15 protein-coding genes are annotated in these 17,840 nt (G+C 45.0%); 5 read left to right on the top strand and 10 right to left on the bottom strand.

The window, feature by feature from the left end; translation table 11 throughout:
* Window positions 1–143: 143 nt before the first annotated feature.
* The 5 genes from lepA to GWO68_RS05965 all read left to right on the top strand — a co-directional run bounded on the left by lepA (window position 144) and on the right by GWO68_RS05965 (window position 6,980).
* Window positions 144–1,928 carry a translation elongation factor 4 gene (gene lepA, locus GWO68_RS05985; RefSeq protein ID WP_162345519.1) on the top strand — a complete coding sequence of 595 codons (1,785 nt, stop codon included), beginning with the start codon at window positions 144–146 and terminating at the stop codon, window positions 1,926–1,928.
* A gap of 172 nt (window positions 1,929–2,100) precedes the next feature.
* Window positions 2,101–2,613, top strand: coding sequence for a CYTH domain-containing protein (locus GWO68_RS05980; protein WP_162345518.1), 513 nt, complete (start codon window positions 2,101–2,103; stop codon window positions 2,611–2,613).
* A 33-nt stretch (window positions 2,614–2,646) separates the two neighbouring features.
* The gene (locus GWO68_RS05975; protein ID WP_162345517.1) at window positions 2,647–3,528 is read left to right on the top strand and encodes a bifunctional 5,10-methylenetetrahydrofolate dehydrogenase/5,10-methenyltetrahydrofolate cyclohydrolase; all 882 of its coding nucleotides are present in this window, start codon (window positions 2,647–2,649) and stop codon (window positions 3,526–3,528) included.
* An 866-nt stretch (window positions 3,529–4,394) separates the two neighbouring features.
* Window positions 4,395–5,048, top strand: coding sequence for a 7-carboxy-7-deazaguanine synthase QueE (locus GWO68_RS05970; RefSeq protein WP_162345516.1), 654 nt, complete (start codon window positions 4,395–4,397; stop codon window positions 5,046–5,048).
* A 6-nt stretch (window positions 5,049–5,054) separates the two neighbouring features.
* Complete coding sequence (locus tag GWO68_RS05965) at window positions 5,055–6,980, top strand: OmpA family protein (RefSeq protein WP_162345515.1); 1,926 nt, start codon at window positions 5,055–5,057, stop codon at window positions 6,978–6,980.
* A 679-nt stretch (window positions 6,981–7,659) separates the two neighbouring features.
* Here the strand turns inward: GWO68_RS05965 and GWO68_RS05960 are convergent.
* From GWO68_RS05960 to GWO68_RS05915, 10 genes are all read right to left on the bottom strand, one after another.
* Window positions 7,660–8,946, bottom strand: a complete 1,287-nt coding sequence (locus GWO68_RS05960; protein ID WP_162345514.1) for a citrate synthase — start codon at window positions 8,944–8,946, stop codon at window positions 7,660–7,662.
* Window positions 8,947–9,532: 586 nt separating this feature from the next.
* Entirely contained in the window at window positions 9,533–9,859 is a 327-nt protein-coding gene (locus GWO68_RS05955; RefSeq protein ID WP_162345513.1) for a hypothetical protein, read from the bottom strand.
* Window positions 9,860–9,940: 81 nt separating this feature from the next.
* The gene (locus GWO68_RS05950) at window positions 9,941–10,408 is read right to left on the bottom strand and encodes a MaoC family dehydratase (RefSeq protein WP_162345512.1); all 468 of its coding nucleotides are present in this window, start codon (window positions 10,406–10,408) and stop codon (window positions 9,941–9,943) included.
* A 65-nt stretch (window positions 10,409–10,473) separates the two neighbouring features.
* Window positions 10,474–10,902 (bottom strand): hypothetical protein, encoded by a 429-nt coding sequence (locus GWO68_RS05945; protein ID WP_162345511.1) that lies wholly within the window; start codon window positions 10,900–10,902, stop codon window positions 10,474–10,476.
* A gap of 197 nt (window positions 10,903–11,099) precedes the next feature.
* Window positions 11,100–11,417, bottom strand: a complete 318-nt coding sequence (locus GWO68_RS05940) for a hypothetical protein (RefSeq protein ID WP_162345510.1) — start codon at window positions 11,415–11,417, stop codon at window positions 11,100–11,102.
* 39 nt (window positions 11,418–11,456) lie between these two features.
* Window positions 11,457–12,344: a phosphorothioated DNA-binding restriction endonuclease gene (locus GWO68_RS05935; protein ID WP_162345509.1), complete on the bottom strand. Its 888-nt coding sequence runs from the start codon at window positions 12,342–12,344 to the stop codon at window positions 11,457–11,459.
* 51 nt (window positions 12,345–12,395) lie between these two features.
* The gene (gene mnmE, locus GWO68_RS05930; protein ID WP_162345508.1) at window positions 12,396–13,775 is read right to left on the bottom strand and encodes a tRNA uridine-5-carboxymethylaminomethyl(34) synthesis GTPase MnmE; all 1,380 of its coding nucleotides are present in this window, start codon (window positions 13,773–13,775) and stop codon (window positions 12,396–12,398) included.
* A gap of 1,059 nt (window positions 13,776–14,834) precedes the next feature.
* On the bottom strand, window positions 14,835–15,377 hold the full coding sequence (locus tag GWO68_RS05925; protein WP_162345507.1) for a thioredoxin family protein: 543 nt from the start codon (window positions 15,375–15,377) through the stop codon (window positions 14,835–14,837).
* A 64-nt stretch (window positions 15,378–15,441) separates the two neighbouring features.
* The gene (locus tag GWO68_RS05920; RefSeq protein WP_162345506.1) at window positions 15,442–16,314 is read right to left on the bottom strand and encodes a metal ABC transporter permease; all 873 of its coding nucleotides are present in this window, start codon (window positions 16,312–16,314) and stop codon (window positions 15,442–15,444) included.
* 147 nt (window positions 16,315–16,461) lie between these two features.
* Window positions 16,462–17,745 carry a metal ABC transporter permease gene (locus GWO68_RS05915; protein WP_162345505.1) on the bottom strand — a complete coding sequence of 428 codons (1,284 nt, stop codon included), beginning with the start codon at window positions 17,743–17,745 and terminating at the stop codon, window positions 16,462–16,464.
* Between the last annotated feature and the right edge of the window lie 95 nt (window positions 17,746–17,840).

Genomic DNA, 17,840 nt, shown 5'->3' with positions numbered 1-17,840 from the left:
TTTTGCCCGGCGCTGTTTTTTTAACGGTATTAGCTTTTATAAATAGATAGTAAACTATAAAAGGCAGATTCAGTAATGATTTTGCTTGCAGAAGCAGCAACAAAGCCACTTTCTTCTTAACTTTGTCTTTCGTATAGACATTTATGAAGAACATTCGCAATTTCTGCATCATCGCACACATTGACCATGGTAAGAGTACCCTGGCCGACCGCCTGTTGGAATTTACATCTACAGTTGCGGAGCGCGAGATGCAAAACCAGTTGTTAGATAACATGGACCTGGAGCGCGAGCGCGGCATCACTATCAAGAGCCACGCCATCCAGATGAACTACCATTATAAAGGAGAAGACTATGTGTTGAACCTGATTGACACACCAGGCCACGTAGACTTTTCTTACGAAGTTTCCCGCTCTATTGCAGCCTGCGAAGGCGCTTTGCTTATAGTTGACTCTTCGCAAGGTATAGAAGCCCAGACGATTTCTAACTTATACTTAGCGATAGGCAACGACCTGGAAATTATACCTGTTCTGAATAAGATCGACCTTCCGCACGCAATGCCGGAAGAAGTTTCTGATCAGATCATCGACCTGATCGGTTGTGAAAAAGAAGATATCATTCACGCTTCCGGTAAGTCAGGTATAGGTATAGAAGAGATTCTGGCAGCTATATGTGAGCGTATCCCGGCCCCGAAAGGCGACCCTGCTGCACCGCTTCAGGCGTTGATATTTGACTCTGTTTTTAACTCTTACAGAGGTATAGAAGTATACTTCCGCATCTTTAACGGCACGCTTAAAAAAGGGGAGAAGGTTAAATTTATAAACACCGGAAAAACCTATGAAGCCGATGAAATTGGCGTACTGAAACTGAACCAGGAGCCACGCCAGGAAATGGCTGCCGGTAATGTGGGCTATCTTATTTCAGGTATAAAAAATGCCAAAGAGGTAAAAGTTGGTGATACCATTACACACGTAGATCGTCCGGCGGAAGGCATACAGGGTTTTGAAGATGTGAAGCCAATGGTATTTGCCGGTATTTACCCGGTAGAGACCAGCGAATATGAAGAACTGCGCGCTTCGATGGAGAAGCTACAACTGAACGATGCCTCGCTGGTGTGGGAGCCTGAAACATCGGCTGCACTTGGTTTTGGTTTCCGTTGCGGTTTCTTAGGCATGCTGCACATGGAAATTGTGCAGGAGCGTTTGGAGCGTGAGTTCGATATGACCGTAATCACGACGGTGCCATCGGTACAGTTTCATGTGCATACTACAAAGGGTACTTTATTAAAAGTAAGTGCACCTTCCGAAATGCCGGAGCCAAACTATATCGACCACGTAGAAGAGCCATTCATTAAAGCGCAGATCATTTCGAAGTCTGAGTTTGTGGGTCCGATCATTACCCTGTGTATGGACAAGCGTGGTATCTTGAAGAACCAGACATACCTGACCAGCGACCGTGTGGAGCTTACCTTCGAAATGCCATTAGCTGAGATCGTATTTGACTTCTTTGATAAGCTGAAAACAATTTCCCGTGGTTATGCTTCACTGGACTATGAACTGATCGGTTTCCGCCAGTCTAACATGGTGAAGCTGGATGTGATGCTGAACGGCGAAGCGGTGGATGCATTGTCGGCTATAGTTCACCGGGATAAAGCCTATGACTGGGGAAAGCGCCTTTGCGAGAAGCTAAGGGAGTTGCTGCCACGCCAGATGTTTGAGATTGCAATACAGGCGGCTATTGGCCAGAAGATCATCGCCCGCGAAACAGTAAAAGCCCTGCGCAAAAACGTACTGGCCAAGTGCTACGGCGGTGACATCTCGAGAAAGCGTAAACTACTGGAAAAACAGAAAAAAGGTAAAAAACGCATGCGCCAGGTAGGCAACGTGGAAATTCCGCAAGAAGCCTTCTTAGCTGTGCTTAAACTCGACTAACATACACAAGCCCCGACGTGCTGCCTGCGCGCCGGGGCTTGTCGCTTATATACATTTTGAAATGCTTTGACTATAGACTGTTTGACAAAAGACATAAGACTTCTTCTGAACCAGCTAATTCTTTTGTCCTTTATCAAATAGTCCTTTGTCAAATAGTCTTTTTTCAGATACCATGTACGCCGACATAACTATAAAAGCCCGTTGTTACGACCCTGCTAAAACAGAAGCAATACTTCTGGACCAAGGCGCGGATTATGTTGGGTTAGATGTGCAGACTGACACATACTACGAAACAGATTACGGAAAACTTAAGTACCGACAGGGTACTTTCGAAAATGTGCTGATCCATTATAACCGCAGGTTTAGCGACAATGCGTATCAAACGGAAGTTTTGTTATACCTGAAGAACCCCGGTGAAGAAACTATAGCTCAAATCTGTGGTGGACAAAAGGTGTTAATGCAGGTAAATAAATTGCGCAAGATTTACTTTATAGAGAACGTAAAGTTCCATCTCGATTACCTGGAAGAACTGGGCCATTTTGTAGAAATAGAGGCTATTGATCTGGATGGCTCGCTTGGGACAGTTATGCTACAGCAACAATGCAACTATTATAAAGAGCTACTGCAGATTGAAGAAGACGACCTGGTTACCAGTGCTTACACCGATTTAATACAACATTCATAATTCGAAATTCATCATTCATAATTCAATTAAACTATGATCCTGCTCGACGGTAAAAGAACATCCGAAACTATACAACAAGAAATAGCCGCTGAGGTAGCTGAGATAAAAGCAAATGGCGGAAAAGTACCGCACCTGGCGGCTATACTGGTAGGTAATGATGGAGGCTCGGTTACGTATGTTACCAACAAAGTGCTGGCCTGTGAACGCGTAGGTTTTGGATCCAGCCTTATCCGCTACGAAGATGATGTAAACGAAGAAGAACTACTAAACAAAATTCAGGAGCTGAATGAAAGCGAAGAGGTAGACGGTTTTATAGTGCAGCTTCCGTTGCCAAAGCACATTAATACCCAGAAAGTGCTGGAAGCTGTTGATCCTAAGAAAGACGTAGACGGCTTCCATCCGGCCAATGTGGGGCGTATGGTGGCTGGTTTAACCTCGTTTTTACCTGCTACGCCTGCCGGCATCCTGCAACTGATAGAACGCTATAATATAGAAACGAATGGAAAGCATTGCGTTGTAATTGGTAGAAGCAATATAGTTGGCTCCCCGATGAGTATACTGATGGCTAAAGCTGCTTACCCGGGCAACGCCACCGTTACCTTGTGCCACCGCAATACTGTAGATTTAGCTTACTATACACGTCAGGCAGATATTATTATTGCTGCGGTTGGTTTGCCGGGGTTAGTTACCGCTGATATGGTGAAAGAAGGCGCCGTAGTAATAGATGTTGGTACAACCCGTGTACCAGATGATAGTAAAAAGTCAGGCTACAGGTTAAGAGGCGACGTTGATTTTGATAATGTAGCTCCAAAGTGCAGTTATATTACGCCAGTGCCGGGTGGTGTTGGTCCGTTAACTATAGCCATGTTGCTTAAGAATACTTTAAAAGCCGCTAAGCGCGAAGTGTACGCTTAAGGTAACTTATACTTACACGTTTACAATTAAACATCAGACCTAGCAGTGGGCGCAGCTCCTGCTAGCGTCTCATGTTTTATAGTTTCCGTTTTCTTCAACTCAGAGCAAGCCTTTCTTTCAAACTACTTTTATTCCTGGGAGCTTTACTTAACTATAGTTTTATAGTTCACTTGGCTCGCTCCAAGCCCGCGAGGGTTCGTCTTTGGGCATCGCGCTGCTGCCTTCTTGCTATCCTCCTGCGTCGGATTGCCTAACGGCACCGCAACAAGTCAAAGGCGCTCAACCCAAAGACTGTGATCTTTCTACTATTTACCACTAACTATAGTTTAAACTTGCTCGCTTCGACATTGATCGTGGCAATAGTTTCGTAGGGACAGGTCGCGACCTGTCCGCGCTATAGGCTGTGACTATGAAACTATAGTTTAAAAATTGGTAAGGCAGAAATTCCCCTCTTAAGAGGGGTAGGGGTGTGTTAAAGCAAAGGCTAAATTTCCCTTCTCACAAGATCCTTTTAGGATGACAAAAAAGGGGAAGGAATAGTAGAGAAACTCCCTCTCCTGTTTTTAGGAGAGGGCTGGGGTGAGGTAAAATGCCAACTATAGAACTAGAGCTCCAACTATAGAATTAACAGAATGTCATCCTCTGAAGGGGGCAGGGGATAATTAGTCGCTAACTATAAAACTATAGCTCCAACTATAGCACAAATTCCGGTACATCTATTAAATGTGTTGGAACAGAAGACACTATAAACCTTGTTGCAAATTTAGTTACCTTTGTAAGTTTTATAGGTAGCCGAAGCTCCTGTAGAAATACAAAATAAAATACAAGATCGGCCATAGCGGGCGGTGTAAAAGTAAATTAGTACATTGGAAGTAACTACAAAATACAAAACAGCCTCTATACATCAGGTGCCAAAAGATGGTAGCCGTTTACCTTTAATGGAGGCTTTCTATACCATTCAGGGCGAGGGCGGAAACACGGGGACGGCAGCATATTTTATACGGTTAGGTGGTTGTGATGTAGGCTGTCATTGGTGCGATGTTAAAGAAAGCTGGGATGCTGAACTACACCCTTTAACACCTATAGAAGATATTGTGCAGGCAGCTGCTCCTTTTCCGGGTAAAACAGTGGTGGTTACCGGTGGCGAGCCCTTGTTGTATAATCTTAATCCGCTTACCACACAACTACAGGAGCAGGGCATCCGGACAATGATCGAAACGTCGGGGGCTTACCCTTTAAGTGGAGATTGGGACTGGATATGTCTGTCTCCTAAAAAGTTTAAAGCACCTGATGCATCTGTATATCCGTTTGCCGATGAGCTGAAAGTAATTATCTTTAATAAGAGCGATTTTGCGTGGGCCGAGGAACATGCCGCAAGGGTAGGAGAGAAAACGAAACTTTACCTGCAACCAGAGTGGAGTAAGGCCAACCAATTAATGCCGTTGATAGTAGAATACGTGAAATCAAATCCGAAATGGCGTGTGTCGTTGCAGACACACAAATACATGGACATTCCTTAACGTTTTATGGCGAAGCACCTGCTTGTTTTTATCCTTGGCTTTTTAATTTCTGTAGTTGGTTTCGCGCAAAAGCAAACCCTGAGCACCACCTCCAAAAAAGCCGAAAGTTTATACTTAAAAGCAGATGATTACGCCCGCTCGCGTGACTTTGGTAAAGCGCTGGAACTGCTGGCAGAAGCCGTAGAAAAAGACCCGAATTTTGCTGAAGCCTACCTAAAGGCATCTAATTTAAATAAGATGATGGGCAATAAGGCGGAAGCTTCGGAGCAGTTAAAGCAAGGCTTGAAGTTGATGCCATTTAACCCCGCGTTCGCAAATTATTACATGGACCTGGCAGAGTTCAGCTTTGATAAAGGAGATTACCAGGCAGCTAAATCCAACTACGAAGCTTACCTGAAGGCTAATACCAAGAATCCCAAATTTATAGCTTACGCCAAAAACCAGGTCGAAACCATTAATTATGCCGTAGAAGCCATGAAGCACCCTGTAGCGTTTAACACGGTACAGCTTCCGGCAGCTATTAACAAAAACCCGCTGCAATATTTCCCTTCCACTACTGCTGATCAGCGTTTTCTGATTTTTACGGCACGGCGCGGCAGCCAACCCGACCACGATGAGAACATATTGATAAGTGAAAAGAAAGATGGTCAGTGGCAGGCACCGGTTTCTATCTCCGAAAACATAAACACGCAGGCCAATGAAGGGGCTGCAACTATTTCTGGAGACGGTAAAACATTGGTTTTTACATCGTGCAGCCGCCCCGACAGCTTCGGGGATTGCGATCTGTATATTTCCTTTCGGACCGGTGAGGAGTGGAGTAAGCCAAAAAATATGGGTACTACCGTAAACTCGAAAGCCTGGGATTCGCAGCCAAGCCTCTCTGCCGACGGCCGTACACTATATTTCAGTTCGATGCGCGGCGGCGGTATAGGTAAAGAAGATATCTGGGTAACTAACTTAACAGATGACGGTACATGGGGCCAACCCCGTAACATGGGCGAACCCGTAAACTCGAAAGGTCGGGACCTGGCACCATTTATACATGTAAGCGGCGCTACGTTATACTTTGTAAGCGACGGACATAAAGGTTTGGGTGGCCTAGATGTTTTTATGACGGACCTGACCAGGCAGCAGAAATGGGAAACTCCAAAAAACCTTGGCTACCCACTTAACACACACGCCGACGAAAGTTCGCTTTACATTACTCCCGATAATAAACTTGGCTTTTATGCCCGAACTATAAACACAGCATCCGGTGAAATGGCTGTACAACTTTACGCCCTGGATGTGCCGGCTGCGTGGCAAGCAAAATCCAAAAGCACCTATGCGCAGGGCCGCGTGTTTCATGCCGATACAAAAAAGCCTTTAGCTGCCACCGTGCAACTATACGACATTGCCACAGACTCCTTGGTACAGCAAGTACAATCTGATAAAGTATCCGGGGAGTATACCGTGGTGCTTACTGAGGGTAAACAATACGCTCTGTACGTGAGTGCTCCGCAATATATGATAAACAGCCTGAGTTTCGACTATACATCGCGTAAAAACCTGACTCCGGTTGCGCTGGATGTTTATTTGTCACCTATTAAGTCGGGCTCGGCTGTTGTGCTCAACAACCTGTTTTTCCCCTCAGCTAAGTACACACTCGAGAAGAAATCTGAGACGGAGCTGAATAAGCTTATCAGTTTTATGCGTCAGAATAAGAATCTGAAGATTGAGATAACCGGCCACACAGACGATGTGGGTTCTGATGCTGCGAACCAGGTGTTGTCTGAAAAACGGGCCAAAGCCGTGGTGGAATACCTTGCCTCAAAAGGTGTTCCTGTCAGCCGCATTCAGTACAAAGGTTATGGCGAAGCAAAACCTGTTAAACCTAATACTTCTGAAGAGAATCGTCAGTTGAATAGAAGAATTGAAATGCAGGTATTGTAGGTTTGTTTTTGGAGTTCATTCCGAACTTAGGTGTCTTAATCATCATTTAGTTGAAAGCTACAGGTTTCTTTTTATCATATCGACGTTAGGAGGAATCTGTATCAGCTTATAGTTCCTGTTTTCTCCAATTTAAACTAAGCTATACTTTTAAATTTCCTCTAATCCTGGGAGCTTTACTTGCCTATCGTTTCAATTATACCTTAGCTCCCTCACGGCCGGGAGGCCCCGTCTTCGGGCATCGCGCTGCTTTCGCTTCCTTTGCTCCTAAGGTCGCAATGCCTGACGGCACCGGACCTCTCGAGGCGCTCAACCCAAAGACTGTGATCTTTCTACTATTAACCACCAACTATAGTTTGAACCGATTAGCTTCGAGATTTATCGTGGCTATAGTTCCGTAGGGCCAGGTCTCGACCTGTCCGCATCATGGACTGAAATTATGAAACTATAGCTGAAGCAGAAAATTGCCTTCTTGATAGGGGCAGGGATGTGTTAAAGCTACCAGATTTCTCCAGCTGGTCGAAATGGAAGATAGAAAGTTGTAGCTGTTAACTCCTTCTCCTTCCAGGAGAGGGCTGTGGTGAGGTAAAAGCCACTAACTGGAACCTCAAATGCTATAAGGATTAAACAAAAAAGGCTGGTCGTTAAACCAGCCTTTCTCTGTATTATTCTTGAAGTCAGATTATCTTCCGTTCATCGGAACGTAGTTACGCTCTTTTTCGCCGGTATAAACCTGGCGCGGACGGCCGATTGGCTCTTTCTGCTCACGCATTTCTTTCCACTGCGCTATCCAGCCTGGTAAACGACCTAAGGCAAACATAACTGTAAACATATCCGTCGGGATGCCAAGTGCGCGGTAAATGATACCTGAGTAGAAGTCTACGTTAGGGTATAGTTTACGATCTACAAAGTACTGATCGGTAAGCGCTGCTTCTTCCAGTTCTTTTGCGATATCCAGGATCGGGTCGTTTACACCAAGAGCAGTTAATACTTCGTCGGCTGCTTTTTTGATGATGGTAGCACGTGGGTCGAAGTTTTTGTAAACTCGGTGTCCAAAGCCCATCAATCTGAACGGATCGTCCTTATCTTTTGCTTTCGCGATAAACTTCTTAGAATCGCCACCGTCAGCTTTAATTTGCTCCAGCATTTCGATTACAGCCTGGTTTGCACCACCATGTAGCGGGCCCCAAAGTGCAGAGATACCAGCAGAAACAGAAGAGTATAAGCTTGCATTTGCTGAACCTACTAAGCGCACAGTAGAAGTAGAGCAGTTCTGCTCGTGGTCAGCGTGCAGGATAAGCAGTTTGTTAAGTGCCGTTACAACTACAGGGTCGATCTGGTAATCCTCAGTTGGGTACGCGAACATCATGTGCAGGAAGTTCGAGCAATAGTCCAGCTTGTTTTTAGGGTAGTTTACCGGATGGCCGATTGAGTTTTTATAAGACCAGGCAGCTATAGTAGGCAGTTTTGCCATCAAACGGATGATCGTCAGGTTAACTTCTTCCTTGCTCTGGTTCGGGTTAAGCGACTCAGGGTAGAAAGCAGTCAGGGAGCTGATCAGGGCAGAAAGAATACCCATTGGGTGCGCCGTAGACGGGAAACCATCTAAAATTTTGCGCATATCCTCGTTTACCAGCGTATGGATCTTGATCTCATTTGTGAAAACATCAAGTTCCTGCTGTGTAGGCAGTTTGCCATAGATCAGTAAATAAGCAACCTCAATAAAGCTCGATTGCTCGGCAAGCTGCTCTATCGGGTAACCTCTGTAACGTAGTATACCTTCTTCACCATCCAGGAAAGTAATCGCACTTTCGGTAGCACCTGTATTTTTATAGCCTGAGTCGAGGGTAATGTAACCACTCTCGGAACGCAGGTTATTGATATCGATTGCTTTTTCATCTTCGGTACCTACTACAACTGGCATTTTGTAGGACTTACCGTCTAAAATAATTTCAGCGAAATCTGACATTGTTTCTATTGGTTTATGTCTGTTGTTGTGTCTATTGTGATAAAGGCGAAATTATGGAAAAATGTAATAAAATGAAATCAGGAACGCCCTAAATATCTAAATTTTACAATGTTTAAAGTTGCGGAACAACTATAGCCTAACCTATTAACGGCTGTGCCTGAAAAAGTTTTGTTATCGGGTTTATAATATATGAACATTTGTTGCAAACCTGTAAAAGTATAATTGCCTATGCCCAAACCACAAGTACCAATTACAGTCATAAACTATAACTTTAAAACATAGCGGTTATAGTTTTGTTTTGTAACACTTTCCGGTACTATAAAAGCAAAAGCCGCCCTGGTAGAGCGGCTTTTGTATAAACTAAATTAAAAATCAGACTTGCTACTCTTTTTCTCCTGCTTGGCTGCTTTTTTCTCTTTGGTAGTTTTAGCAGGTTTCTTTTTTACTTCCTTTTTTGCGTCTTGCGATTTTGCCATGGTTGCTATCGTTAAGTTTCTCTAAAGCTATTGAATATTACGCGTATTACGTAACTATCTGTAACTATAGTTTAAAAATTAAGGCCTGTTTAGGTAAAAAATACTGTTGTTTACCAGGTTGCAGGCCGGTCATCGTCCTCCAGGTCACCGCTTGTAAAACCATCGCGGGGGTTGTACGGCGTGCCTTTGCCCTCCAGGTGGTTCCGCATATCGATGTGCAGTTTTATGCTGTCTAGTTTCATAAATTCGTGCCATCGTTCCTGGTCATCTTCTGAAAGCCTGTCGATAAGGTCGTGTAGCTGCAGGCTTTTGTTTTGGTGCAACAGGTCTTTGATATACGGATCAGAATCAACTAATATCTGTATGCGCACCCGGAAGTAGGAGTTCAGTTCCAAGTACCGTTCTTCATCCCAATTGTTTAGTTCTTCCGCATCCATATCCTACATTTACTTATAGCTACTACTACGTGTTCAGCAACTATAGTTTATTACTATAGCTTACTGGCTAAACTATAGCCCTTAGTTATTAAAATGATACAGGAACGTGATGATACCTGTATAAGCCGGTTTTTTGCTGTCTTTTATTTCCAGGGTAACCTCTATACGGGTTTTGGCAATGCCGCGCAGGTCTTTTACAGATAGCATGTTGGCACGTAGGCGCACTTCGCTGTTCACGGTTACGGCCTGGTTAAAGCGCAGATTTTCGATCTCATAGTTTACCTGCATTTTCAGGTTGCTGATCTCTACAATCTGGTGCCATAAATATGGTAGTAGCGATACGGTAAGGTAGCCATGCGCTATAGTTGCGCCAAATGGTGTTTCGGTTTTAGCACGTTCTGCATCCAGGTGTATCCACTGAAAATCGAGGGTGGCTTCGGCAAATTTTGTGATTTGCTCCTGCGTTATGGTATGCCACTCCGATACGCCCATTTCTTTGCCTTCGTACTGCGTAAGTTCTGCCAGGCTCTGTATTGATAATTTGCTCATGTACTTGTTTTGATGTTTTATAGTGTTGTGTACAGGTTGTAGTTTACGTTTGTAGGGTTTGGTACTTACTCGCCGCTTTCTGGGTTTATGCCGGGCGGGTTAAAAAGTCCCCAGTCGTCTATACTATAGTTCCAGGCATCAAAGCCCTTTACCCACTCCCGGAACAAGACCTTATAAGCTTCGATGGCTTCGCGGATAAGTACCAGGTATTGTGTGTCGGTGAAACCATACATTTCTAAAGTAGTGCAATGTGTAAACAGGTCACGGCCGGCTTTCCGGATAATGGCTGCATTCTCCATCCGGATATCGTAAAGGTCGCCAGCTTCAGCCCCTGATACTTTAACCGTAAGCAGAGCTGCGTCTTCCAGCATCATGCCTTTCACATGGCTTAATATTTCGTCATTCTCCGGTATCAGGTCGATGATTTTGGCCGTGATCTCAAAAATTTCCTGGCCTTTCAGGTATATGGGCAGTTGCCTGTGGTGTGCTGGCATCGTAAATAATGTATAGTTTACTGGCTACGGTAAAAGTATAAAATTATTTAATGTGGATAGGCAGGATCAAAGTTAATACCATACGCTATTGCACGCCAAACTATAGTTGTGATAAGGTAATTTTTATAGTTTAAATAATCCGGAGAATGGAAAGTTGCTATACCTTATAAAGTTGTGTTTAACTTTCTAAATAGGCGTTACCCAAAATGAACTTGCAGTTCGTTGTTAGCGAGGCCAAAGGCAATACCGCGAAGTAAAATTTTACTGCTGGGATGGGAGCTGTCGCTCAGTTCGTTTTCGATATCGGAAATAGTGGTCTGCATTGCGTCACCATCAAAAAAGCGGAACCATACTTGTTTGGTACTTACCTCGTCGTCATCTTCTTCCTCATCAGATAAAAGCTGTAGTTCTATTTCGCGCAGTTTTAAAATCAGTGTTTCCAGATCTATGGCTTGATCAAGGTACTGGCTAAAAACCTGCGTAGCAAGCGAAGTATAGTGTGGTTGGTGGGGCATAGGCTGTGGAATATTTAAGAGTAAATCAGAAACTATAGTTTAGCGGTAGCCGCCTTTAAAAACTTCGTTAACGTGCCAGGTAGTAAATTCGGAGTTGGGGTAATAGATTTTCTTTTGTGGTGCTTTTATAGATTTGCCATCATATCGTAGAAGCCACTCGTTTGCGCCGATGCCATTTACCTCATCTGACACGCGCATTTTAAGCTCTTCGGTAACAGTAAAAGCTCCGAGGTCAAATAATTTATGATGCGTAGCACAAAGTGCTAAACCATTAACTTCTACATCTGGTCCGCCTGCCTGGTGCCACATAATATGTGCTGCCTCAAGAGCTAACAACTGATGCCGGAGCCTTACACTAAATCCGCAAACAGCACACTGGTATTCATAAGCTTTCAGAATGCTATCGCGGAACAGCGGGTCGCGTTTTCTTACTGGTTTAGCTACACGTCCTACAGGTGTTATTGCCAGATCAAGGCCAACCGCATTAAGTATATCCTGGTGAAGTGTTTCAGGAAAGTTTTGCTCTAATATAGTTTCGGCTATAGTTTTTAAAAGCTCAGGGTCTTTTTGCAATTGAATGACTACATATTCCGGGAACTTACCAGCTAAATGGTTATCTCGCAGGTATTTAGAACTATAGTCTTGCCTTGTATCAATAAGACTAGGCTCATTGAGTTGCCACAACCCATCATTTGCTAGTTTAGTGAATGGAAAATTGGGGTAATAGCTTTGCCTGTATGGTCCAAAGTCAATCAGTAGATCTTTCAGCTTAGGTTCTATAGTTGTAAAAGGTATAAAACCCGGGTTTCCTCTCTGTATCTCGCCCAAAGCTAAAAGTATGAGCAACGGCTTATGTGGCGCGCGCGTTCCTTTGCTTTTCCAGGTATTGATGTTCTGAAATTGGGAGAGGAGGTCTGCGTTCGTCATTATAGAATTTAAACTGTTATCTACTTTAAGGTATAAGTATAATTCCTGAAACTACTTTCCGATGCAGAACTTAGTGAAAATATTATCCAGCAAGTCATCGGTGGTGATTTCTCCGGTTATCTCGCCTAAACTATAAAGGGCACGGCGGATGTCAGCTGCTACCAGGTCTCCGCTCATGCCCAGCGCCAGGCCGTTGAGCACGTCGTCGAGGGCTGTGTAGGTTTTGTTCAGGCTGTCTACGTGGCGGAGGTTGGTAACTATAGTTTGTTGCTGGGTGTTAAGTTTGCCCAGGTTTACTTTTTCTACCAGCGCATCTTTCAGCGCATCCATATTAGCCCCTGCTACTGCCGAAATTTTAACTATATCCTGTAGGTTATCGAACGCAGAAAGGGTAGCAGGTGAAGCTTCGTCTATTTTATTGGCAACCGGCAGTACAGGTAGTTTTTTAGGGTTGAGCTCCTGCAATTCGGACAGAACTTCTTCAGGAGTAGTAGTAGTTATGTCGAACAGGTAAATGATCAGCGACGACTGGCTCAGCTTCTGCAGGGTACGCTCCACACCAATGGCTTCTACTTTGTCAGTAGTTTCGCGGAGGCCGGCTGTGTCGATAAACCGGAACGTGATACCGCCCAGGCTTATCTCATCCTCAATAAAATCGCGCGTAGTTCCCGGCACATCTGATACAATGGCTTTTTCTTCGTTCAGGAGCTTATTAAGCAGCGTAGATTTACCGGCATTGGGCTTGCCAACTATAACAGTAGGCACACCATTTTTTATAACATTGCCCAGCTCAAACGACTTCAGCAATTCCCGGATAATGCGCTGTATGTTCAGGATAAGATTACGCAGCTGGTCGCGGTCGGCAAACTCCACGTCTTCTTCGCCAAAGTCCAGTTCCAGCTCAATCATCGAGGCAAAATGCACAAGTTCGGCACGCAAGCGTTTTATTTCCTGCGAGAACCCACCGCGCATCTGTTTCATGGCCACTTCATGAGACAGCGCTGAGTCAGAAGCGATCAGGTCGGCCACTGCTTCGGCCTGAGCGAGGTCAAACTGCCCGTTCAGGAAGGCGCGTTTGGTAAACTCGCCGGCATTGGCCAATCGTGCGCCCTGCTTCAGAAGCAGCTTTACAATTTGCTGCACAATATAATCAGAGCCATGGCACGATATCTCTACCACATTTTCTTTGGTATAGGAGTGAGGGGCTTTAAACAACGATACCAGCACTTCATCTACAATCTTGCCTTCGTCGCGGATAGTGCCAAAATGGATAGTATGCGAAGGTTGCTGCTCCAGGTTTTTACCTTTAAACACCCGTTGGGTTATAGTTACAGCATCAGGTCCGGAAAGACGGATAACGGCAATAGCACCTGCTCCAGCTGCAGTGGCTACAGCTACAATGGTATCGTTGGTAAGTATATGCGGGTTCAAATCAGTTCTTTTTATAAGATTACAAATTTAACATTTATCTGCTGATGTAGTTGGATTTGATTTATAGTTGGTTGTTGGAAGTATTATAATAGTTTTTTTATTGTCATTTCTATGGAAGGAGGAATTTGTCTCAGCTTATAGTTGCACGAAGAACTGGCAGCGTGCCCAGCTCCTGCTAGCGTCTAATGGTATAGTTGATTATTTGTCATTCCGAGCGCTAGCCGAGGAATCCTATGTGTCCTATAGTTGACGTTACTTGCTATCTGAGCCAAGCTATCCTTTCAAACTTCCTATCATCCTGGGAGCTCTACTTACTTATAGTTTCAAATCGGCTTGGCTCCCTCCTGGGCCGGGAGGCCCCGTCTTCGGGCATCGCGCTGCTGCCTTCTTGCTATCCTCCTTCGTCGGATTGCCTTCGGCACCGCAACAAGTCAAAGGCGCTCAACCCAAAGACTGAGAAGTTTCTCATAGCTATAGTTCTTCTATAATTTGATTTTAATCGCTTCGACGTTGAGCGTGGCTATAGTTCCGTAGGGACAGGTCGCGACCTGTCCGTGCTATGCCAGTAACTATAGAACTATAAATCAAACTATAGGTAAGGCAGAATTTCCCCTATAGGGAGCAGGGCTGTTTCATTCTGCTGAAATCATTTAATAAAGCGCCCTCGCTCGCGTCCCGCGAGTGTGAGCTACTTAGTGGCGTCCCGCCACTTGTGCCCCAGGCGCAGTTTAAAGTGGCCAGAGTCCACAGGTACCTCACACTCGCGGGACGCGAGCGAGGGCAAAGAATAGAATGAAATGGCCCTGCTATAGGGAGGGGCAGGGGTGTGTAAACGCAACCAGATTTCTCCCACTGGTCGAAATGACAAATGTAGTAGACGAAAAGCTCCTGTCTTAGATAGGATGGATTGGTTGGACAACTACATAACTAAAGACAGCATCCTTGCTATGGGGGTAGTTGGGTCAGGAGACGAAACACGGCAGACAGTTTCGAGCCCAGAGACTCGTGAAATAGGAAGTTGAACGGGCCAATCGTAACTCAGCACTGAAGGAACAAAACTTATTTCTGTTTTTCGTACTCCTGCCAGGTCATGGTTTTGTGATGGTTTTCGCCGAAGTAGCGAATGATTTTTGTGAAGGCTTTTTTATCGAGGTAACCGGCAACTGGGGTCAGCATTTTCATTTCTTCGTCGAGGTAAACAGTGGACGGGTAACTCATCTGGCCATTTAGTAATGCCAGGGCCAGCTCATGCGATTTGTACTCGGGTTTAAATGTATAGGTATGGCCTTTCACAGTGATAGGTTTTTTACCCTCAGCATCCAGTTTTACAGCGTAATAATGTTTATTAATATAAGCTGCAACTTCAGGGTCAGAGAAGGTGGTCTGATCCATTTTTTTGCACCAGCCGCACCAGTCGGTATACACATCGATCAGGATTTTGCGGGGCTGCTTTTTAATTTTCGCCTCTGCTTCCTCTATTGATATCCAGTTTATAGTTTCTGCTTTTCCTTTTTTACCTTCGTCAGGAGTGGTTGAACTGGTAAAAGCCATGATGCCGGAAGCCAAAACGAACAGTAACAACAAGGTATATATCTTTTTCATATCAGAGGCATTTTGAGCGAACTACAAACTATAGCCGGAAACAGTTTCGTAACGATGCAGGTATTTAAACTGGTATAGCCTTTTTGTTTTTAAATAACAGTCCGTGTAAAGGGGAGAACAGGAAGGCCAGACCAAATTGTAGCCCTGTAATAGTTGCGATGGCACCTGCAATAGACCCATCGAGCCAGTAAGCCAGGTAATAGCCAACTATAGCAGCCACCACTCCAATCGCTACCGAAAGTACCAGCATTGTCTTAAAATTATCAGTAAGCAGATAAGCAGTTGCTGGCGGCCCAACCAGGAAAGCCACCACCAATATAGCCCCCACAGACTCAAAAGAGGCGACCGTAGTAAGCGAAACAGCCGTCATTAGCAGGTAATACCAAAGCGTTGTCGAGATGCCGATAACAGCGGCATAGCCGGGATCAAAAGCAGTAAGGAACAGTTCTTTATACCCCACCAAAATAAACCCGATAATCAGCAAGGTTACAAAGCCAAGCGTCCAGATGGTGCGCGGCCCAAAACTCAGTCCAGAATCTGTAAGCCACAGGTCTAAAGGCACATACGCGATCTCTCCGTAAAGTACGCAATCCTGATCCAGGTCTACCTGCCCCGCAAATACCGAGATTAGTATAATACCGATAGCAAAAAGCCAGGTAAACGTAATACCGATAGAAGCATCGGCCTGCACGCGGGCGTACCGGTGAAAAAACTCAATCAGAAATGTAGTAAGCACGCCCAGAAGTCCTGCACCAATTATCATCGGGATAGAGTCCCGGGAGCCGGTAAAAAGGAACGCGATAACGATACCCGGCAGCACCGCATGCGAAATAGCATCGCCCACCATCGCCATCCGGCGAAGTATAAGATAGCAGCCCAGTAAACTACAGCAGGTTGCCACCAATGATCCGGTCAGTATAATCCAGAAAGCGTTCATATATTATTGCTGGTTGTTTATTATTGAATTGCTAAATAATCAGAGGTTGAATTGATGAACCGGCTATAGTTTAACACACGAATTATGGCGCTTTACAATCATCTACACTTTCTAACTTCCAAACTTCCAAACTTTATAACTTCTAAACTAAGGTATCTTGGTTTGATGCGGATCCAGGGCCGGGTAATTCAGTTCTTCCATCAGTTTCTGTTCCAGCTCGGGAGTGATGATGTGTTCTATCGTTTCGGCGTCTTCGTGCACGTGGTCGGAGGCCAGCTGCAGGTATTGCGTTAAATATAGCTCCCATAGGCGATGCAGACGCACAACGCGTTTGCCTCGTGTTTCGCCTTCCTGTGTCAGCGCCCAGCCTTCAGCATGACGTTTAATGTATCCCTGTCTTTTTAACTTGGCCAGGCCTGCTAAAGCTTCCCGCTTTGGTATATTACGGCGCGATAGTATCGTATCCAGAGTCCGGTTGCTGAAATAATCTTCGTGCTGTTCGCCGAGTTGGTAAAGTAACTTCAGCAGGTTTTCTTCCAGTATCTGGGTTTTGTTATGGCGGCGGCGCAACATTCGGGCTACCCAACCGCGTTTCGGGGCAAAGGCAAACGACAAAATGGCGATCATTGATACGATGAGTACGATCCAGGGGCCGGTTGGCATGGCCGGAGCCGTATACGACACAAAAGCACCCGTTATACCCGAAAAAGCACCAATAATAGCAGCCAGTAAAAGCATAACTCCCAAACGTTCGGTCCAGAAGCGGGCAGCTGCGGCGGGCGTAATCAGCATGGCAGCCATCAGCACTACACCAACAGCCTGTATACCAACCACCACAGCAAATACGGTAAGTGTAGTAAGCAGCAACTCCAGCGACCTGACCGGGAAACCTATACTTTTGGCAAAGGTCTCATCGAAACAAAGCAGCTTTAGTTCTTTATAAAAAAGTATAGTTGTAATGAGCAGCAATATAGCCACTGCACTAAAAACAACCAGATCTTCCCCGACAAGCGAGGCCGCTTTCCCGAACAGAAACTTGTCGAGGCCACTTTGGGCTGCGTTGCCTGAATGTTGGATGGACGTAAGTAATAAAATGCCGATACCAAAGAAAACCGACAGCACCAGGCCAATGGCTGTATCTTCCTTAATGCGCGACCGGGAAGTAATGTAATCGATTAGGATAAGGGAGAGCCAGCCGGTCACAAAGGCGCCAAGCAAAAGTATAAAAGGATTTTTGGTACCGGAAAGTATAAAAGCTAAACAAACCCCGGGCAAAACAGCATGTGCCACAGCATCGCCAACCAGTGCTCGTTTCCGGAGCAGCGTAAAGCAACCAACCACCGCCGAACTGCTGGCCAGTAGCACCGAGCCTATCGTTACATAGCGTATGTTGGCATCCCCAAACGAAAAGAACTCTATAAACTCAGACATGGGCTTTTATTGTTGGTTGCTAATTGCTGTTTGTTAGTAGGTAAATTGTTGTTTGTTAAAAATGTCTGAACCAGGATTTTCAGGATGAAAAGGAT

It is taken from the genome of Pontibacter fetidus (genome assembly GCF_010119545.1).
GTDB classification, from domain to species: domain Bacteria; phylum Bacteroidota; class Bacteroidia; order Cytophagales; family Hymenobacteraceae; genus Pontibacter; species Pontibacter fetidus.
The sequence above is the reverse complement of the archived record's forward strand: the minus strand, read 5'-3'. Positions and strand labels throughout refer to the sequence as shown.